The sequence below is a fragment of the Streptomyces lycii genome, assembly GCF_009735685.1.
In the GTDB taxonomy this organism is placed as follows: Bacteria; Actinomycetota; Actinomycetes; order Streptomycetales; family Streptomycetaceae; genus Streptomyces; species Streptomyces lycii.
Window position 1 is genome coordinate 44,059 of the sequence record NZ_WHPN01000291.1, and the last position, 20,087, is coordinate 64,145.

Below are 20,087 nucleotides of genomic sequence, written 5' to 3' on the forward strand. Positions count from 1 at the left end.
GCGGCCGGGCAGCACCCCGGCCAGCAGCCGCCGCAGCCGCTCCCGGGTGGCGGCGCAGCTGTCGGCCACCACGACGGGGGCGGTCAGCCCGGGCGGCCGCAGCGCGTGCAGGGCGCCGGCCAGGTCGGGGCCGAGCCCGGGGACGGGGTTCCCGTCGTGCTGTGCGTTGCGGTCGGCGGCCGGGCCGTACAGCAGGAACGGGGTGTGGCGGCACGCCGGGTGGTCGTGCAGCCGCTGCACGGGCGACCACTCGTGCGGGCGGGCGTTCGCGGCGTCCCAGACGACGGCGGCCGGGGCGGTCCCGGCCAGCAGCGAGGCCGTGTCGTCGTCGGGGTGCAGCCGGTGCGGGCGCAGCCGGTTCTGCCGGGCGACGGCGGTGATCTCGGGCGGGGGAGCGGTGGCCGCGGCGACCAGCAGCGTCCCGCGCCCGCCGGGCCGGTCCGCCGCGGCCGGCGCGGGGCCCGGGGTGTCGGCGGGGGTGGGCAGCGGCAGCTCCAGGTGGAAGCCGCGCGGCCCGGGTCCGCGGTGCAGCGCCACGGAGCCGCCGTGCAGCACGGCGAGGCGGCGCGCGATGGCCAGCCCGAGCCGGTTGCCGGGCGCGCCGGAGGCGAACGGCTGGAAGAGGGTCTCCTCCTCCCCGGGCGGCACGTCGAGATCCGGACAGGCGATCCGTACGGACAGCATGGGCGGTCGGACGTCGGCGGCCAGGCTGAGCCTGCCCCGGCCGGTGCTGTGGCCCAGGGCGGCGGTGAGCAGGTTGAGGATGATCTGCCGCAGCCGGGCGCCGTCCGCGCGGACGGCGGGGAGCCTCGGGGGCAGCCGCAGCCGCCGCCCGGCGCCCGTGCCGGGGGCTGTTCCCGCGACGGTCCCCCGGACGGTTCCGGCGACCGTCTCGAACGCGTCGACGAGCACGGGGCGCGGGTCCAGCAGCTGCCGGGAGAGGTCGAGGGCGTCGATCTCGGAGCGGGACAGGTCCAGCAGGTCGTCGATGAGGCGCAGCAGCCGCCCGGCGTCGTCGTGCACGGTACGGAGCGCGGCGGCCGCGGTGGCGGCCTCGGCGGCGGCTGTGCCCGCAGTGGCCGGGGTGACCTCTGTGGCCGCGGTGACCTCTGTGGCCGCGGTGACCTCTGTGGCCGCGGTGACCTCTGTGCCTGCGGTGGCGGGAGTACCGGGAGTGTCCTCGGCGGCCACCACGGCCGCCACGGCCTCGGCCGCCGCAGTGTCCCCGGTGCCGTCGCGGGGCGTCCCGCCGCGGGGGCGTTCCGCCGGGTGCCGCGCAGCGCCCCCGGAGGAACCCGGCTCCGAGAAGCCCGGCTCGGCGGAACCCGGCTCGGGGGCCCCCGGTTCGGAGGGGCCGGAGGGGCCCGGTCCGCGCGGGCCCGTCTGCCGGAGGATGGCCTCCACCGGGGTGCGCAGTTCGTCGGTGGCGTTGTCGAGCAGCCGGGTCTTGAGCTGGTTGGCCTGCTCGGCCGCGTCGCGGGCCCGGCGCACCTCGTCGAACAGCCGGATGCCCTTGAGCGCCGCGCTGATCTGGTCGCCCAGCGCCCGGTAGAGGCCGCCCCGGTGCGCCGCGCCCTGCCCGGGCCCGGCGTCGAACAGCGCGAAGCCGAGCTGTTCGTCACCGATGTGCAGCGGCTCGGCCACCAGGGTGAACCGCCGGTCCGGGGGCGGCAGCAGGGCGTCGGGGAGCAGCAGCCCGGCCCGGTACGGGGCTCCCCGCCCGCCCGGTGCGCGCTGTTCCTCGCGGGTCAGGACGGGCCGGGCCGTGCCCTCGGCGCCCCCGTCCTCGTAGAGCGCCAGCCGGCAGCCGGCCACGCCCGTGCCGGGCAGATGGCGGGAGAGGGCGCCGGTGAGGGCGTCCATGTCGGTGGCGGTGGTGAGGGTGGTGCCGAGTTCGCGCAGCCGGCGGGACTCCTGCTCCTCGGCCCAGCGCTCGTACTCCAGCAGCCGGTGCGACTTGTCGGCGACCGTCAGCCGGGCCTGGCCGAGCAGCCGTTCGGCGTGCTGCCGGTTCTCGACGGGCAGTTGCGGGACCACCTCGCCGCGGACGCCGAGCAGGGCGGCGTCCCAGAGGGTCGCGTCCTCGCGGGTGTGCAGGCTGTTCCCGATCAGCCGCTCGACGGTGCCGAGGAACGCGCCGCCCGCGCCGGGGCCGGCGAGGTCCGCCGCGAAGGCCGCGGCCAGCTGCGGGCCCGAGCGGGGCAGCGCCGCGAAGGCCCGCGCCCAGCCCTCTCCCCCCGCCGGCACGACTCCGGCGGCCGGCTCCTCCGCCGGCCCCGGGGCGTCCGGCGCGCCCTGGGCGACGAGCGAGGAGTGGCAACCGCAGGACCGGCGGGTGACGAGGGTGCCGGCGACGACGGACCTGGCCGGGGGGCGGGTGCCGCGCAACCGGGCGAGCAGCGTGTCGACGGCCAGGGAGCCGAGTTCGGCGAAGGGCAGCGCGACGGAGGTCAGCGGCGGGTCGGAGAGCCGGGCCTCCAGGGAGTCGTTGAAGCTGATGACCGCTACGTCCTCGGGGACCCGGATGCCGCGCCCCGTCAGGAAACGCAGCGCGTCGGCGGCGAGGACGTCGCTGCACGCGACGACCGCGTCGAAGTCCCGGCCGGGGACCAGGCCCCGGATGTCGAGCAGCACCCGCATCGCGGAGGCGCCCGCGCCACTGCCGAAGTCGAGCGCGGCGGTGACCAGGGAGCGGTCGACGGGGATGCGGTGCCGGGTCAGGGCGTGGGTGTAGGCGCGGTAGCGGTCCAGCGAGACGGGGTTGGCGAGCGGGCCGCGGATGCAGGCGAGCCGGCGGCGGCCGTGGGTGCCGACGAGGTGGCCGACGGCCTGCCGCATCCCGGCGTGGCTGTCGAGGAGCAGCGTCTCGTGGCCGTCGAGGCCGCGGTTGAGGCTGACGACGGGTAACTGCCGCAGCCGCCCGGCCAGTCGGTCGGCGCGGTCGCTCGCGGCGGGCAGGCCGAGGGTGGAGGTCCAGCAGATGACGCCGTCCAGCCGGTCCGCGCCGATGAGTTCGTAGAGCGCGTTGCGCGGGGCGCCGCCGGGCCGCAGCGGGCCGCCGGGGAGGCACACCAGGTTGACGTCGTTGCGCTCGGCCGCGGCGAGGACACCGGACCAGAGGGTGGCACCGACGCCCAGATGGATGTTGGCGGTGACCAGGCCGAGGGTCGGGCGGTGCGGAGGCCCGGGACGGCTGTCGCCGCCGCCGTTCCGCGTCCCGCCCGGCGCGGGCCGCCCCCGCGGGGGGCCGTTCTCCGCCATGGGCTGCCTCGCTCGTCCGGCCCGATCCCATGCCGCCGCTCGGGGCATGCTCCGTCAGGACCGTGGACGATAGCGGCGGGCCCGCGCCCGGGACAAGACCGGTGGATGGACCGGTCCGGTCCCGGGGCGGGCCGCGGAAGGTGCTGCGGAAGGTGCCGTGCGGGCGCGGCTCAGATCTTTCCGACGCCCGCGCCGGCGGTCACGATCGACTTCACCTCGGTGGCGCTGTCGGCCGAGTAGTCGTACGGGATGCTCGCGACGCTGCCGCCGGTCTGGCCCTCGCCGGAGTTGACGAAGTGGTTGTCCTCGGCGACGAGGGAGCCCTCGCCGGAGTCGCCCTCGCCGAGGTGGAAGGGGTCCTCGGTGTTCTCGAAGAAGTTCGCCTCGACCAGCACGCCCGCGTCCTCGGTGGAGGCCACGCCGTAGCTGCCGATGTCGCTGAAGTAGTTGTTCAGCACGTGCACCGGGTTGCCGAAGCGGACGCGCGGGTTGCGCTGGTTGGTGCCGTCGAACCAGTTGTGGACGTACGTGACCCGCAGCTTTCCGGAGTCCTGGCCGCCGTTGTCGTCGGAGTGGCCGAGGAGCATGTTTTTGTCCTGGTCGTGGCTGCGGTTCCAGGACACGGTGATCTGGTCGGAGGCGCGCTTGATGTCGACGCCGCCGTCGCTCGCTCCGGTGATGTCGTTGTGGTCGATCCACACGTTGGTGGATTCCTGCACGTTGATGGCGTCGTCGTTCGAGCCGCTGAAGCTGAGGTTCTGGATGATGACGTTCTCGACGCCGCTGACGTTGAGGCCGCTGCCGGTGATCTTCCCGGAGGTGCCGACGCCGACGACGGTCTTGTCGGAGGCGACCTTCGTCATCTCGCCCAGCTCGATGGTGCCGTCCACCTGGACGACGAGCGGTCCGTCGCTCTGCACGGCCTCGGCGAAGGCTCCGGCGTCGGACACGGTGACGGTCTCGCCGCCCGCGCCGCCGGTGGTGGCGGCGCCGAAGCCGACGGGCGAGGCGGCAGCGGTCCGGCTCGGGGCCTCGGTGCCGCCGGCCTCGCCGGCGGTGCCGCTCGCGGCGGTGATGCCGCTGAAGGCCACGGCGGCCGCCGTCACGGCCACGGCACTGGCCAGCTTGAACTGTGCGCTCGTCCTGCGCATGACATGCTCCGTCCGATGGGGGGGAGTTGGGGGGGTCTCGGTCGGTACGTGGTGCTGGAACAGGCTGTTCACCGGTGCCGCGCGGCCGGCTCACCGATGATGCTAGGGCGGCCTCGTTGGACGATGGGGTGCCGCGTGTGGACTATTGCGCGCGATCGGCGGACGGCTCCGCCGTCCCGGGCCCGCACCCCCGGCAGGACCGGGCCCGTGTTGTCAGTGCGGCGTGCTTCGATGGCCGGTGTCTCGGCCGGTACGGAATCCGCCGCGGCGCACAGGGCGTGACCGGCACCGCCGCCGGTACGGGGACGCGCTGCCCGGAGGCGGTGCGGGAACCGCCGCCGAGGGCGGTGACGTGGGACCGGTGCCGGGATCGTACGGGCCGGTTCCGGGGCCCGTACGGACCGGTGCCGCGGCCGGCCAGGGCCGCGCGCCGTGACCGGTGCCGGGGCGGTGGAGGACCCCGGTGCCGTGACCGGTGCCGGGGCGGTGCAGGACCGCGGTGACCGGGCACCGGGCACCCGGCACCCGGCACCGGAGCAGAAGGACACGGGAAGGGATCGCGACATGACACCCGCGTTGCTCGGCCGCGAGCACCCCGCGGGGCTGCTGCGCGCCGCGATCGCCCGCACGGCCGAGAGCCACGGCGGGCTGGTGCTGGTCACCGGCGAGGCGGGCATCGGCAAGACCGCGCTCGTCACCGGCGCCGCCGAGGAGGCCCGGCGGCAGGGCGCGCTCGTCCTCGGCGGCTCCTGCTGGGACTCCGAGAGCGCGCCGGGGCACTGGCCCTGGGTGCAGGTCGTCCGCGCGCTGCGGCTCGGCGCCCGTCCCGAGGAGTGGTCGGCGGCGGAGGCCGTCGCGGGCCGCGGTCTCGCGGTGCTGCTGGGCGAGGCGCCCGCCCGGCCCGCGGACACCCCGGCGGCCGGCCCCGCCGCCGTCGAGGAGTTCCAGCTGTTCGACGCGGTGACCAGCGCCCTGGTGTCGGTCTCGCGCAGCCGCCCGGTCGTGGTCGTACTGGACGATCTCCACTGGTCCGACACCGCTTCGCTGCGGCTCCTGGAGTTCGCCGCCCAGCACACCTGGTTCGAGCGGCTGCTGCTGATCGGCACCTACCGCGACGTCGAGGTGGAATCCCCCGGGCATCCGCTGCGCGGCCCGATGACACCGCTCACGGCGAAGGCCGCGACCGTGACCCTGACCGGCCTCGGCCCGGAGGAGACCGGCGCGCTGATGGCCCGTACCGCCGGACGGGCGCCGGACCCGGAGCTGGTCGCCGCCGTGCACCGGCGCACCGGAGGCAATCCGTTCTTCGTGGAGCAGACGGCCCGGCTGTGGCACAGCGGCAGCTCGGTCACCGCGGTCGCCCCCGGCGTGCGGGACGCCCTCCGGCGGCGGCTGTCCCTGCTGTCCGAGCCGGTCGCCCGGCTGCTGTCGACCGCCGCCGTGCTCGGCGGCGAGTTCCAGCGCCAGGTGCTCGCCGCCACCGCCGCGGCCCCGGTGCCGCAGGTCGACCGGCTGCTCGACGAGGCGGTCGCCGCCCGGCTCGTCACCGCCCGCGGCGCGGGACGCTTCGCCTTCGCGCACGACCTGGTGCGCGAGACCCTGTACGAGTCCCTCGGCGAGGGGGAGGCGGCCCGGCTGCACGCCGAGGTCGTCCGGGCCGTCGACCGCACCCCCGCCCTCGCCGACCGGGTACTGCCCGCCGACCTCGCCCACCACGCGCACCTCGCCGGGCCGGAGCTGCCGCCGGACCGGGCGCTGACCCTGCTGGTCGCCGCGGCCCGGGACGCGGGCGGCCGGCTCGCCGTGGACGAGGTGATCGGCCATCTCCGCCGCGCCCACGCGCTGGCCGGGGCGGCGGGCGAACCGCGCCGTCGCATCGTGACCGCGCTGGACCTCGGCGAGCAGCTGCTGCACGAGGGCTCCCGCGCCGAGGCCTGGCGGTACTGCCGGGACGCCGCCGACCAGGCCCGGGAGCTGGGCGACGCGGACCTGCTGGCCCGCGTCGCGCTCACCCTCCACCGGCAGACCGACCTCCGCGACCCCGACCAGGAGCGCCTGAAGACCGAACTGCTCGCGGAGGCACACCGGCTGACGGCCCCGGGCAGCGCCGCCGACGGGGCCGACAGCGCCGCCCTCGCCCGGCGCGACGAGAGCTTCGCGGACGTCCTGGTCCGGGAGCTGACCGTCCGCTCCACCGCGCTGGCCCGGCGCGGCGGTGACGACGACGCGCTGGAATTCAGCCTGTGGGCCCGGCACAACGCGATCTGGGGCCCGGGCAGCGCCCCCGAGCGGCTGACGCTGATCGACGAGCTGATCGACCTCGCCCGCCGGACCGGTGACCAGGACATGGAGGTCTTCGCCAAGTCCTTCCGCTGGGTGGCGCTCCTGGAACAGGGCGACCCCCGCTGCCTCGAGCAGTTCCACGCACTGCTCCGGCTCGCCGAGCGCAGCGGCACCCCGCGCGCCCGCTTCGCCTCCACCGTCGACGGAGCCATCGTGGCCGCCTTCCGCGGCGGTTTCCCGGAGACGGAGACCCTGCTGGAGCGGACCCTCGCCGAGTTCGACCACGACCATCCGCAGGTGCGCGCGATGGTGGACCACGTCCGGTGGTCGGCCCTGCTGCACCAGGGCCGCTTCGGGGAACTCCCGGCGCTGCACCGCGCCATGAGCGAGTCCGGCCACCCGCACCCCGGACTGCCGGCCGCCGTCACCGCCGTGGAGCTGGGCGACCTCGACTCGGCGCTGCGGCACCACGAGGAGGTCATGGCCGCCGCGGCGGCCACCGGCGGAGAACCGTATCCGCGGGAGTGGGCGCCGCTGTGGCTGCGCTGCCGGGCGCAGACCGCGGCACTCGCCCGCGATCCGGAGCTGTGCGAGCAGGCCCGCGCCGCCATCGCCCCGTACGCCGGGCAGTGGGCCGTCTCCCTGTACGGCTGCGACATCCAGGGGCCGATGGCGCTCTGGAGCGCCCTGCTGGACGCGGCGCAGGAGCGCTGGGACGACGCCGTCGAGGGCTACGGCGAGGCGCTCCGCAGCGCCGCCCGGCTCGACGCCCGGCCCTGGTCGGTCGACGCCCGGATCGGTCTCGCCGGGGCACTGCTGGGGCGCGGCGGGGCGGGGGACGCGGCGAGGGCCCGGGAGCTGCTGGACGAGGCCGTGCGGGAGGCGGGCGAGCTGGGGATGCGCCACATCCCGGGCCGGGTGCGCGAGCTGTGGGCGGCGGCGGGGCACGGTGCGGCTGCCGGTGCCCCGGCCGGTACGGCGGGCGGTACGGCGGGGGGATTGTGTGTCCGTGGGCGGGCAGGGGCCGGGGAGCCGGGGCGGGGAGAGGCGGGCCCGGAGGAGACCGGACCGGGAGAGGCGGGCGCGGGAGAGGCGGGGCGGCGGAGTCCGGAGGCAGCCGCCGACGGGGCCCCGGGTGCGGCCGCACGGACTCCGGGGGAAGCGGGCCGGGACGGACCACGGGCGGCGGCAGCCAGGCCGGAGCGGGACGCATCACGGGCGGCGGCAGCCGGGCCGGAGCGGGACGCATCACGGGCGGCGGCAGCCGGGCCGGAGCGGGACGGACCACGGCGCGACAGGCCGGATCGGGACGCATCACGGCGGGACGGGGCGCAGGGCCGTTCGCGGCGCGTCGGGCCGGAGCGGACCGGGGTGTTCCGGCGGGAGGCGGAGGTCTGGACCCTCACCTATGGCGGCCGGACCGCGCATGCGCCCGACGCCAAGGGGCTGCGGGACCTGCACACGCTGCTGAGCCGGCCGGGCACCGACACCCCGTGCGCGGTCCTGCTGAATCCGGCGGGAGGCGACGTCGTGGTCGCGGCCCGGAGCATGGGCGGCGATCCCGTACTGGACGAGGAGGCCAAAGCCCGGTACCGGCGCCGGCTCGACCGGCTGGACACGGAGATCGACCGGGCTGCGGCGGCAGGTGACGACGCGCGCGCTGCCGCGTACGACCGGGAACGGGCGGCGCTGCTGGAGGAGTTGCGCGCCGCCGCCGGGCTGGCCGGCCGGGACCGGCGGCTGGGGGACGAGGCGGAACGGGCCCGCAAGACGGTCACCGCGCGGATCCGCGACAGCCTCCGCAAACTGGACCGGCTGCACCCGCCGCTGGCGGCACATCTGCGCGCCACCGTCACCACGGGTGTGGCCTGCTGCTACACCCCGGACGGGACCGTCTGGCGGCTGTGAGGTCCGCCGGAGGGCCTCGGCGGCGGGCACCGCCGGAGGATCTCGCCGCACCCGGACAACGGGCCGCACCCGGACAACGGGCCGCACCCGGACAACGGGCCGCACCCGGACAACGGGCCGCGCCGGGAAGTCTCCCCGGCGCGGCCCGTCCGTCCCACGGCACCGTCGGCGACCGCGGCTCCCGGTGGCGCGGCTCGCGGCAGTCCCGTCACTTCCGGTTGTAGAGCCGCATCGTCAGCGTCCCGAAGACGGCGACGAACGCCGCGCTGGAGATCAGTACCCAGCTGATCTCACCGGTGTCCCAGCTGCCCGCCATCAGCGCGCGCACGGCCGCCACCAGGTGGGCGATCGGGTTGACGTCGACAAAGGCCTGCAGCCAGCCGGGCATCGTGTCCGGATTGACGAAGACGTTGCTGAGGAAGGTCGCCGGGAACAGCACCATCATGCTGACGCCCATCACGGACTTCTCACTGCGCAGCAGCAGCCCGAACATCGTCCAGACCCACGAGAACGCGAACGAGAACACCAGCAGCAGCGCGATCGCCGCCAGCACACCCGCGGCGCCGCCCTCCGGCCGGAAGCCGAGGATCAGCCCGACGGTGAGGATCACCAGCGAGGCCAGCGTGTAGCGCAGCAGGTCACCGAGCAGATAACCGACCATCGTCGACGGCCGCCAGATCGGCAGCGTACGGAAGCGGTCGAAGACGCCCTTCTCGATATCGGTGTTGACCGAGACACCGGTGTACATCGTGATCATCACGACGCTCATCACCATGATCCCGGGCAGCAGGAACTGCAGATACTCACTGGTCGATCCGGCGAGCGCGCCACCGAACAGATACGTGAACATCAGCGTCATCATGATCGGGAAAATGGTGACGTCGAAAAGCTGCTCGGGCACATGCTTGATCTTGAGCACGGCGCGCCAGCCGAAGGTCAGCGAGGCCGACCAGGCACTCGGCCGCGGCGGGCGTTCCTTGGCGATCAGTACGGCGGCCAGGCTCTCGCTGCTCACCGGCGCGAGTTCCGCGGACCGGTCGTCGGTGGTGGGGGCGGTGGTCATGCCGAGGCCTCCTCTTTCACGGTGGCGGGGTGGTCGGTGAGGGCGAGGAAGACCTCGTCCAGGCTGGGCTGGCCCAGCGAGAAGCTGTCGACGGTGATGCCGGCGGCGGTCAGCTCGGACAGCGCGCGGGCCGCCTGGTCCGCCGCGCCGAGGTCCGCGGCAGCCGTCTCCGTACGGTCCGCGGCCCATGCCCCGGCGACCGTTCCGGCCCCGATCCGCGCGGTGAGCGCCACCGGGTCCGGGTCCGTCTGCACCTGCGCGTCCAGCGTGCGGAGCAGGACCTTCTCCGCCTCCGGACGCTGGGCGGCGTCCCGCAGCCGCAGATGGATCGCGCCCGCCCCGACCGACGCCTTCAGCTCGCCCTTGGTGCCCTCGGCGATGACCTTGCCGTGGTCGATGACGGCGATACGGGAGGCCAGTTGGTCGGCCTCGTCCAGATACTGCGTGGTCAGCAGCACCGTCGTGCCCTGGGCGACGACGGCCCGCACGATGTCCCACACCTGGTTGCGGCTGCGCGGGTCGAGGCCCGTCGTCGGCTCGTCGAGGAACAGCAGGTCGGGCGTGTTGAGGATGCTCGCGGCGATGTCGATCCGGCGCCGCATGCCGCCCGAGTAGTTCTTCACCTGGCGGCTCGCGGCGTCGGTCAGTCCGAAGGCCTCCAGCAGCTGGGCGGCCCGCTCCCGCGCGGCGGGCTTCCGGTGGCCGAGCAGCCGGCCCAGCAGGACCAGGTTCTCCGTACCGGTCAGATCCTCGTCGACCGAGGCGTACTGCCCGGTCAGGCTCACCCGGCTGCGGACGGCGTCCGCCTCGCGCAGCACGTCGTGGCCGAAGACGCGGGCCTCGCCGCCGTCGGGGCGCAGCAGCGTCGCGAGCAGCTTGACCGCGGTGGTCTTGCCCGCGCCGTTGGGGCCGAGGACCCCGTAGACGCTGCCGGCCGGCACGACCAGATCGATGCCGTCGACCGCGCGGGTCTCCCCGAACGTTTTCACCAGCCCCGATGTCTCGATCGCCGGTCCGGTCGTGGACTTGCTCATCGTCATCCCCTCTGTTCCCACGTCTCTTGCTCGGTCTTCCTCATTCGCCCGTCGCTGTGCTGACTCCGCGGGCGCCGCGAACTCATCGGTGCGGCGCGCAGGCGGACACGTCTCAGCAGACGTACGGGCGTACGGCCCGCGCCTCCCGCAGCGCGAGGCCCCACCAGACGAGCTGGTCGAGCAGCGCGTCGGCGTCCCGCGCGGGACCGTCCCCGCCGTGCCGCCCGTCTCCGCCGCCAGGACCCTCGCCGCCGGGGAACCCGCCGCCGTCCCGGCCGTCGCCGCCGGGGCCGCCGTCGTTCCGGCCACCGCCGCCGTGGCCGTCCTCGTCGTCCGGTGTGCCGTAGACCAGGTCCAGGCCGACTCCGTCGCGCACGGTCACCGTGTGCAGCTCGGTGAAGACCGATCGCAGCTGCTCCACGGCGTACAGCCCGCGCGAGCGGTGGCCGTAGGAGACGAACCCGACCGGCTTCGCCCGCCACTCCTCGTAGGCGTAGTCGATGGCCTGCTTGAGGGAGGCGGGAAAGCTGCGGTTGTACTCGGGGGTGACCACCACGAACGCCTCCGCCCGGTCGATCTCGGCGGTGAACGCCGCCGTCTGCCGGGTCGGGACCTCCGGGTGGCGCGCCGGGAAGTCGTACTCGGCGAGGTCGACGACGGCCGGCTCGACGGTGTCGCGGTGCCGCACCCGCCCGAGGAACCAGCGGCCCACCGCGTCACCGGCCCGGCCCCGCCGGGTGCTGCCGATGATGACGGCGACCCGCAGCGGGGTCGGCATTCCGGCGCCGCCGCCCCGGGCCTGCCGGGTGGTCGGGTCCACAGGGCACCTCCTTCGTCGGGCTGTCACCGTTGGGGCGCTGGAACGGATCCGGCGGCCGCTGGACCGGGTCCAGCGGGACCGCACGGGCGGGAGGCGGCACGGGCTGCCGGAACCCGGGGGAACCGCGGCGGGGCCGGCCCGATGAGACCCAGCCCGGTGAGACCGAGCCCGGCGGGACCGATCCCCGTGAGGCCGAGCCGGTGGGAAACGCTGCCGGTCACAAACCCGGCCGGTCGGGGACCAGCCGGGTAGTCGCTCCGGGCCGGCTCGGCGGAGCCGGTCGGGGCGGAGCCGGGCAGGGACGGGCCGGGCAGGGACGGCCGGGCAGGGACGGCCGGTCAGGCCGCGTACGGCTGTCGCCTGCGGGCCTCGCGGAGGGCGTCGGCCCACCAGTACAAACTGTCCAACAGGGTCTTCGCGGCGGCACCGTGGCCCTCGGGGTCCGTCGGCCGCCCGTCCTCGCCGAACCGCTCCCACGCCATGTGGAAGCTGACGGTGTCGCGCACCGTCACCGCGTGCAGCTCGGCGAAGACCAGCCGCAGTTGCTCCACCGCGCGCAGGCCGCCGGAGATCCCCCCGTACGAGACGAAGCCGACGGGCTTGGCGTGCCACTCGCTGTGGTGCCAGTCGATCAGGTTCTTCAGCCCCGCGGGGAAGCTGTGGTTGTACTCCGGTGTGACCACGGTGAAGGCGTCGGCCGCGGCGAGCCGGGGACTCACCTCGCGCAACAGCTCCTTCGTACGGGACCCCGGCTCCGCGGTGGGTCCGGCGGTGTCGAGGCGGGCGTCCGCGAGGTCGATCAGATCGACGTCGAACTCGGGGCGCTTCCGGGCCTCGTCGGCGATCCAGTGGGCGACGGTCGGACCGAAGCGGCCCTCCCGGACGCTTCCGATGACGACGGCGAGACGGACGGGCTCGGTGGACATGCGAACTCCTCAGGGTTCGGGCTTCTCCCTACATCTGAAGCCTCCAACCTCAAGAGGACTTGAGGTCAAGCCCTTCCGGACTCCCGCTTACGGGACGGTGCGCGGCTCGGAGCCGACGGTGCGCGGCCGGGAGCGCTCTCCGCGCGGGTCGGCCGGATTCGCCGGGATGGTCGTGCGGGATCACCGGACGGCCGGGCTCACCGGACGGGCGGATGGCCGGACGGGCGGATGGCCGGACGGGCGGACGGACGGGCGGACGGGCGGACGGGCGGACGGCGCACGCCCCGCAGCCAGGTGATCCGGCTCCCGCCCGCCCGGCCGGGCCGGTCCGGATCAGGCCGGGTGTCAGCCCGGGTCAGTCCCCGGCCGCCGATTCCGTGCGGCTCCGCCGCCATCCGGCGCGGCGCCGCGGATGCACCGCCCGGCCCAGTCGCCGGCCCACGACGAAGTAGCCGAGCAGGGCACCGAACGTGTTGAGAATGACGTCGTCGATGTCGAAGGCCCGCCCGGTCACGCCGAGGCCCTGCACCAGTTCGACCAGCACCATCACCAGCGCCGTCAGCAGCGCGATGCGCAGCAGCCCCCGCGTCCTCGGCAGCAGCACCGGCAGCAGCACCCCGAAGGGCACCCCGAGCAGTACGTTGCCCCCGATCTGCTTCGCGGCGTCCCGCAGGCCCGGCTGGTCCAGATAGGCCCGGATCGAGTCACCGGGGCGCAGATTGCTGTGGGTGAGGTGTTCGGAGGCGGCGGACGGGGTCAGCGTCAACCGGGCCAGCAGCACCGCGAACCCCACCATCGCGGCGAAGGCCACCAACGTGACCAGCAGCCGCAGGAGCACGGCTCCCCACGTCGGCCGGACCGGCGCCGACGCCGCGCTCCGGATACCGGTACGGGCCCCGGGCTTGCGGCCGGACCGCCCGGCCCCGCTCTTCGTTCGGCTCGTACGGCCGCCGCTGCCGGGGCGGCCACCGCCACCGCCGCGGCCACCCCGTCGTCCCGCGCCGAACAGTGCCGTGCGGGCCATCCGGACCTCCCCTGGTCGTTGTTGTCCAGCCCTGCGGTTACCCCGCGTTAGTTCCGGCACACGAACCGGCTGCCCGTCGCCCGTCACCCGAACGGCGGTGCCTTTCGAGCAGCCTTCAGCCCGGGGTGGTGCCCTGGTGAGTGTCCGGGCGTACGTCCCGACCACCTCGGCGCCCGGCCACCACAACGCCCGAGGCGCCCGACCCGCGAGCGCCCGAGCGCCCGACCAGGAAGGCCCGTCATGCGAAGGATCGCGATATCGGCCGGAACCACTCTCCTCACCGGCATGCTGCTGGTGACACCGGCAGCGGCACAGCCGCAGGAGGCACCGGCGGCCGGCGTCACCCAGGCACAGGCCGCCCAGGCACAGGCCGCCCAGGCACAGTCCGTACAGGCGCAGTCCGTACAGGCGCAGGAAGAGGGCGGCGACAGCAACGGCGGCCACGGACTGTGGGGCCTGCTGGGGCTGCTGGGCCTGCTCGGTCTGGCGCCGAAGAAGAACAAGCAGTCCCGCACCGACACCAGGCCGCCGACCGCGTCGGGCGGCGACACCGGAAGCGGCGCCCACACCCCGCGCTGAACCGCGCACCGGCGCACCCCGCACACCCCGCACACCCCGTGAGCGCCGTCAGCGCCGTCAGCGCCGTCAGCGCCGTAAGCGCCGTAAGCGCTGTGTGCCCCTGCGCGCCACACCGGCCGTGCGCGCCACACACGCCGCGCGCGCCGGGAACTGACACCGCCACAGGCGCCGTACGGATCCCGCGGCCGCCCCGCCCGCATCACCGGCCGGGTTTGCCGTGGGCCGTACCGGCTACCCGAAGCGGGTGAGTGACACGCGACAGATCCGGGTGGGCCGGCGCACCCTCGACATATCCCGCCCGGACAAGGTGCTGTTCCCCGACGACGGCATCACCAAGGCGGACCTGGTGGAGCACTACCGGGCCGTCGCCCGGCGCATGGTGCCGCAGTTGCGCGAGCGGCCCCTGATGATGGTCCGGCACCCCGACGGGATCGCGAAGAAGGCGCTGGTCCAGAAGAACGCCCCGGACTACTTCCCGGACTGGGTGCACCGGGCCGAGATGGCCAAGGAGGGCGGCACCGTCACCCATGTGGTGTGCGACGACGCCGCGACCCTCGCCTATCTCGCCGGGCAGGCGTGCGTCACCCCGCACCGCTGGCTGTCCCGCGCGGACCGGCCCGACCACCCCGACCGGCTGGTCTTCGACCTCGACCCGGCCGAGGGCGCCGGCTTCGGCGACGTCCGCCACGCCGCCCGGCAGGTCTGCGGGCTGCTGGACTCGCTCGGCCTGCCCACCCTGCTCATGACGTCCGGGTCGAGCGGCCTGCACGTGGTCGTCCCGCTGGACCGGCAGGCCGACTTCGACTCCGTACGGTCCTTCGCCCGGCACGTCGCCGAGGTGCTGGCCGAGCGGCACCCCGACCGGCTCACCACCGAACAGCGCAAGGCCGACCGCAAGGGCCGGGTCTATCTGGACGTCCAGCGCAACGCGTACGCCCAGACGGCAGTCGCCCCGTACGCGGTCCGCGCCCTCCCCGGCGCGCCGGTCGCCACCCCGATCGGCCGGGAAGAACTGGACGACCCGGAACTCACCGCCCGCCGCTGGACCATGGCCACCATCGGCGAGCGACTGGCCGCCGAGGACCCGTGGTCGGGCATGCCCCGCCGCGGCCGCTCCCTGCGCTCGGCGGAAAGCCGCCTGGCCCGCGCCGCCTGAACCGGCCCGCCCGGCGGCGCCGGTCACCGAAGCGCCCCGCCCGCGCCCGCGGCACATCCCCCGAGACGCCCCGCAAGGCGTCCCGCCCGCAAAACGGCGCGGCACCCGCGGACGTGAATCCGCCGGTGCCGCGCCGCCGTTCCGGCCGAGCTCGGGTCAAGGGGCTCCGGCCGTTGGTGTGTACGGTCTCCCAGTCCTCGTGGCGTTCCTGGCGTTCCTGGCGTTCCGGACCACCGGACTCCCGGTGTCCCGTCTCTCAGACACCCGTACGACTCTCACGGCCGTACGACTCTCACGACGCGCCACGACTCCTGCAACTCAGAGGTCCAGAGCACCAAGAGGACTCAAACGACTGAGACGGACCGAGGCGACTGGGACGACCGAGGCGCCCGAGGCGGCACGGGCCGCTCAGGCACCGATGTCCCGCCCGTCCCGCCGCCAGACGCTGACGACCGCCGGGCGCGAGACCTTCCCGGGTCCGTCCGGCCAGGCGGAGCCGGGCTGCTCCGCGCTCGCGCCGTCCACCTCGCCCGGGTGCTGGACCGCGACCAGCACCCGGCGCTCCTGCACCACCGGTCCGCAGGTCTCCGCGCCCACCGGCACGGTCAGGAACTGCTTGATCTGCCCCTCGTTCCGGCCCGAGGTGGCGACGCCGAACAGCCCGTCGTGGTTGCCGAGCGCGTTGCCGTCCGTGGAGATCCACAGGTTGCCGTACGGGTCGAAGGTGAGGTTGTCCGGGCAGGAGATCGGGCTGACCTGCTCCTTCGGGAAGCCCGCGAAGTAGGTGGACTCGTCCTCCGGGTCGCCGCAGACCAGGAACAGCCGCCAGGCGAAGCGGGTGCCCGCCGGGTTGTCCCAGCGCTCGGACAGCTCCAGGACCTGGCCGTGCTTGTTGGCGTTGCGCGGGTTGGCCTCGTCCGGGCCCGGCTTGCCGTCCTTGCCCCGGTCGGTGTTGTTCGTCAGCGCGACGTACACCTTGCCGGTGCGCGGGCTCGGCTCGACGTCCTCGGGGCGGTCCATCTTCGTGGCGCCCGCCTTGTCGGCGGCGATCCGGGTGAAGACGTAGACCTCCTCGGCGGTCATGCCCTCGACGTACGAGGTGTCGCCGGACGCCAGCTTGATCCACTCGCCGGAGCCGTCGAACTCGCCGTCCCGCGGCAGCTCGCCGTCGCCGAGCACCTGGTCGGCCGGGCTGTTGCCGTCCAGCTTGGCGACGTAGAGCGTGCCCTCGTCGAGCAGGCCGAGGTTGTGCTCGCGGGCGGCCCGGCTGTCGCCGCGGGCCATCCGACGGTTCGACACGAACTTGTACATGTAGTCGAAGCGCTCGTCGTCGCCCATGTAGATCACGGGCCGGCCGTCCCGGGTCAGCCGGGGCTGCGCGGCCTCGTGCTTGAACCGGCCGAGCGCGGTGTGCTTGCGGGGCACCGACTCCGGGTCGTACGGGTCGAACTCGACGATCCAGCCGAAGCGGTTGACCTCGTTCGGCTCCTCGGTGACGTCGAACCGCGGGTCGAACCGCTCCCACTTGCGGTCGCTGGCGCCGCCGGACAGGCCGTACCGCTTGAGGCGCGCGGCGTGCTCCGGGTCGGTCACGGAGTCCGCGTGCGCGAAGTACTGGTTGAAGTTCTCCTCCGCCGACAGCACGGTGCCCCACGGGGTGGTGCCGCCCGCGCAGTTGTTGAGGGTGCCGAGCACCGTGGTGCCCTCGGGGTCGGCGGAGGTGCGCAGCAGCTCACTGCCCGCGGCCGGGCCGGTCAGCCGGAAGGGGGTGGTGGCGGTGATACGGCGGTTGATCCGGTGCCGGGGCACGGGGGTGAGCGCGCCGCCGCGGCGGTCCTCGCGCACGACGACGACGGACAGCCCGTGCGCGGCCCAGCCGATCTCGGCCTGCTCGCGGGTCGGGTTCTCCGGGTCGTAGCCGGTGAACATCAGCTGCTCGTCGGTGTACTCGTGGTTGGCGACGAGCAACTGGTGGCCGCGCTCGCCCGGCAGGTCGAGGAGGGCGAGGAAGTCGTTGTTGTAGCCGAACTGCCCGGCCTGCGCCTTCGCCGTCTGCCGCTCGGCGTCGAAGGCCGGGGCACCGCGCAGGATCGGGTCGCCCCAGCGGATCACGATCTTCTGCTCGTACCCCTCGGGCACGGTGACGGTGTCGGCGGTGTTCGGCGCCACGGCGTCGAAGCGCAGCCCGCGCGCGGCCTTGTGCCTGCCGTGCTCGTGGCCGCCGCGGCCCGCGACCGGCGCGGCCTCGGCGGCGGGCGCCTGCCCGAACGCCGTCGCGCCGGCGGCCGAGGCGACGGTGACGACGGCGCCCGCGCGCAGCACCGAGCGGCGCGAGAGCGCGGCGGCTATAACATCGCCCGCGTAGGCGTTGTCACTGGTGTTGGGCACCTCGTGGAAGCAGGCGTCACCGCACCGGTAGCGGCAGGTCAGCGCGGAACGACCGCCCGGGTGCGAGCTGATGAGCGGCAGAAGTCTGCGCACTTCGTCTCCCTTGTGTGGACCTTGACCGGCGCGGCCTGCGCCGACATCGCGTCGGAATCTCTCGTCGGCCGCGACGCTATGCGCGTGGATCCGCGCGGCGACGGCATTTAGGTGAACGGTGAATGAAACCGGGGCGGACGGCATGTGCCCCCAGTGGCACGGGTTTCGGGTGTTTCGGCCCGCGTACCGCACCCCCGGGGGGCGAGGGGCCGGAGCCGCGAACGACTACCATCCGTGGGCATGGCTGATGCGGCGGAGGACCTGATCGTCGATCTCCGCGACCGGAGACTCGTAACGCTGGACGACTTCTGGGACGCTGTCGCCGAGACGTGCGCCCTGCCGGGCTGGTTCGGCCGGAATCTGGACGCGTGGTGGGACGCGGTGGAGACAGGAGGAGTGTCCGCCGTGATCGACGCGCACCGGAGCCTGACCGTACGGGCACGGGCCCAGGGGTTGTTCGCGCCGGGGTCCCCGGACGGGCAGCGCCTCTCCCGGCTCTTCGCGGAGGCCACCCGCGCCCGGCTGGACCTCGCTGGCTAGCCTTACATGTCCGTCCTGGTCGGGGACGAATCCCGCATCTCGGACATTCATCGCACCCGATACTTGTAAAGGGCTTCTCCCATGGGCATTCGGAGTCTGCTGCGGAATGTGTTCGGCCGGTCCCGGGCTGGTGGGGACGAACGCGGGGCGGACGCGGCCCCGGCGCCCGCGGGGAGCGAGACGGCCCCGGCGGCGGAGCAGTCGGCCTCGATCCCGGCCCAGCCGACGGGCGCGGACCGCGAGCCGAAGCCGTCCGAGCCGTCCCCGGACGGGTCGTCCTCGGGCACGTCGTCCTCGGACACCTCGTCGTCCGGTACGGCGGCCTCGGACACGGCCTCTTCGGACACGGCCTCGGCGTCCTCGCGGGAAGGCACGTCGGCCCGGTCCGACTCCTCGCCCTCCTCCGCGATCGCCTCCGACCTGCTGGCGGCGTTCGACGCGCCGCGCAGCACGACCCGGGACACCGGGCGTGCGGCGGAGGCGAACCGGGCCTCCGCCGAGGCCAAGGAGGAGGCCGCCGGACTGTCCGGGGACAACGCCCCGGAACCCGGCACGGAGCGCCGCGGCGCGAAGCGCGACCTGGCCGCGGAGGCCACCGCCGACGCGGCGGCCGCGACGGATGAGGCGGACGCCGCCGTCGCGGAGCTGTCCGGCGACAACACCCCCGAGCCGGAAGCCGCTACGCCCGCCGCCGAGGCCAAGGAGGAGGCCGCCGGGCTCTCCGGCGCCAACGCCCCGGAGCCCGGCACGGAGCCGGAGGCGGCGAAGCCCGGCCTCGCGGCCGAGGCCGCCGCCGACGCGAAGGCCGCCACGGAGGAGGCCGACGCCGCCGTCGCCGAACTCTCCGGCGACAACACCCCGGAGCCGGAAGCCGCCACGGAGGAGACACCGGCCGCCCCGGCGGAGAAGACGGCCGGGAAGACCGCCGCGAAGAAGACGACCGCCAAGAAGGCCCCGGCCCGGAAGACCGCCGCGAAGAAGGCCGACGCCGAGGCGCCCGCGGGGGAGTCCGCGGGAGAGTCCGCGGCGAAGAAGGCCGCCACCAAGAAGGCAGCCGCCCAGAAGGCTCCTGCCAAGAAGACCGCTGCCAAGAAGACCGCGGCGAAGAAGGCGGCCACGGCGCGGACGACCGCCCCGGCGGCCGGTTCCGACCTGGCCGGCCTCCGCGAGACGGCGGGCGCCGCGCTCGCCGCGCACGGGCTCGCGGGCGAGCGCGCCACCGTCCACCTCGTTCTCGACCGCTCCGCCTCGATGCGCGGTTACTACAAGGACGGCAGCGTCCAGCGGCTGGCCGAGCAGACCCTCGCGCTCTCCGCACACCTCGGCGACGGCACCGTTCCCGTCGTCTTCTTCTCCACCGAGGCCGACAGCGACGGCGAGATCTCCCTCGACGCGTACGAGGGCCGCGTCGAGGAACTGCACGGCGAACTCGGCGGCCGGACGAACTACCACCGTGCCGTGGAGGCCGTCGTCGAGCGGCACCGGAAGTCCGGCGCCGACGGCCCGGCGTTCGTCGTCTTCCAGACGGACGGCGCGCCCTCCGCCAAGGTGGCGGCCGAGAAGGCCCTGTGCGAGGCGTCGGAGCTGCCGCTGTTCTGGCAGTTCGTCGGCTTCGGCGAGCCGGAGGACAAGGCCTTCGACTTCCTCCGCAAGCTCGACGCGCTGGCCGTCCCGGAGCGGCGGAAGGTCGACAACGCGGCCTTCTTCGCGACCGGCACCGAGCCGAGGACGGTCGCGGACGACCTGCTGTACGAGCGGCTGCTGGCCGCGTACCCGGCGTGGCTGGCAGCCGCGCGCGAGGCAGGGGTCCTGAGCTGACGCCGACCGGGGCTCCGGCCCCGGCTCACGGAACGGGCGCGGG

13 protein-coding genes are annotated in these 20,087 nt (G+C 74.8%); 5 read left to right on the top strand and 8 right to left on the bottom strand.

The window, feature by feature from the left end; genetic code table 11:
• A partial coding sequence (locus GCU69_RS15960; protein ID WP_156206417.1) for a substrate-binding domain-containing protein occupies nt 1-3,261 on the bottom strand: 3,261 nt, incomplete at its 3' end.
• Between the two features lie 170 nt (nt 3,262-3,431).
• Nucleotides 3,432-4,412, bottom strand: coding sequence for a pectate lyase family protein (locus GCU69_RS15965; RefSeq protein WP_098755380.1), 981 nt, complete (start codon nt 4,410-4,412; stop codon nt 3,432-3,434).
• 564 nt (nt 4,413-4,976) lie between these two features.
• Here GCU69_RS15965 and GCU69_RS15970 point away from each other — a divergent pair.
• On the top strand, nt 4,977-8,603 hold the full coding sequence (locus GCU69_RS15970; protein WP_156206418.1) for an ATP-binding protein: 3,627 nt from the start codon (nt 4,977-4,979) through the stop codon (nt 8,601-8,603).
• A gap of 208 nt (nt 8,604-8,811) precedes the next feature.
• Here the strand turns inward: GCU69_RS15970 and GCU69_RS15975 are convergent, their stop codons facing one another.
• The 5 genes from GCU69_RS15975 to GCU69_RS15995 form a co-directional block, all read right to left on the bottom strand.
• Nucleotides 8,812-9,666: an ABC transporter permease gene (locus GCU69_RS15975; protein ID WP_098752787.1), complete on the bottom strand. Its 855-nt coding sequence runs from the start codon at nt 9,664-9,666 to the stop codon at nt 8,812-8,814.
• Nucleotides 9,663-10,700 carry an ATP-binding cassette domain-containing protein gene (locus tag GCU69_RS15980; protein ID WP_098752795.1) on the bottom strand — a complete coding sequence of 346 codons (1,038 nt, stop codon included), beginning with the start codon at nt 10,698-10,700 and terminating at the stop codon, nt 9,663-9,665. Before GCU69_RS15980 ends, GCU69_RS15975 begins: the two co-directional genes overlap by 4 nt.
• 112 nt (nt 10,701-10,812) lie before the next feature.
• Nucleotides 10,813-11,478, bottom strand: coding sequence for an NADPH-dependent FMN reductase (locus tag GCU69_RS33230; RefSeq protein ID WP_156206424.1), 666 nt, complete (start codon nt 11,476-11,478; stop codon nt 10,813-10,815).
• Nucleotides 11,479-11,858: 380 nt separating this feature from the next.
• The gene (locus tag GCU69_RS15990) at nt 11,859-12,446 is read right to left on the bottom strand and encodes an NADPH-dependent FMN reductase (protein WP_098752789.1); all 588 of its coding nucleotides are present in this window, start codon (nt 12,444-12,446) and stop codon (nt 11,859-11,861) included.
• A 355-nt stretch (nt 12,447-12,801) separates the two neighbouring features.
• Nucleotides 12,802-13,284, bottom strand: a complete 483-nt coding sequence (locus GCU69_RS15995; RefSeq protein WP_257155764.1) for a VanZ family protein — start codon at nt 13,282-13,284, stop codon at nt 12,802-12,804.
• 426 nt (nt 13,285-13,710) lie between these two features.
• On the opposite strand from GCU69_RS15995, the gene GCU69_RS16000 reads away from it, so the two are divergent.
• Together GCU69_RS16000 and ligD are read left to right on the top strand one after the other, a co-directional pair.
• Nucleotides 13,711-14,049, top strand: a complete 339-nt coding sequence (locus tag GCU69_RS16000; RefSeq protein WP_156206420.1) for a hypothetical protein — start codon at nt 13,711-13,713, stop codon at nt 14,047-14,049.
• A gap of 244 nt (nt 14,050-14,293) precedes the next feature.
• A complete protein-coding gene (ligD, locus tag GCU69_RS16005; RefSeq protein ID WP_098752796.1) occupies nt 14,294-15,205 on the top strand; it encodes a non-homologous end-joining DNA ligase in 912 nt (303 codons plus the stop codon).
• Between the two features lie 408 nt (nt 15,206-15,613).
• Here the strand turns inward: ligD and GCU69_RS16010 are convergent, their stop codons facing one another.
• Nucleotides 15,614-17,686, bottom strand: coding sequence for a PhoX family protein (locus GCU69_RS16010; RefSeq protein WP_098752792.1), 2,073 nt, complete (start codon nt 17,684-17,686; stop codon nt 15,614-15,616).
• 240 nt (nt 17,687-17,926) lie between these two features.
• Here GCU69_RS16010 and GCU69_RS16015 point away from each other — a divergent pair, with 240 nt between their 5' ends.
• Together GCU69_RS16015 and GCU69_RS16020 are read left to right on the top strand one after the other, a co-directional pair.
• The gene (locus GCU69_RS16015) at nt 17,927-18,226 is read left to right on the top strand and encodes a barstar family protein (protein ID WP_098752793.1); all 300 of its coding nucleotides are present in this window, start codon (nt 17,927-17,929) and stop codon (nt 18,224-18,226) included.
• An 81-nt stretch (nt 18,227-18,307) separates the two neighbouring features.
• Nucleotides 18,308-20,044 carry a VWA domain-containing protein gene (locus tag GCU69_RS16020; RefSeq protein WP_156206421.1) on the top strand — a complete coding sequence of 579 codons (1,737 nt, stop codon included), beginning with the start codon at nt 18,308-18,310 and terminating at the stop codon, nt 20,042-20,044.
• The last annotated feature ends 43 nt before the right edge of the window (nt 20,045-20,087 follow it).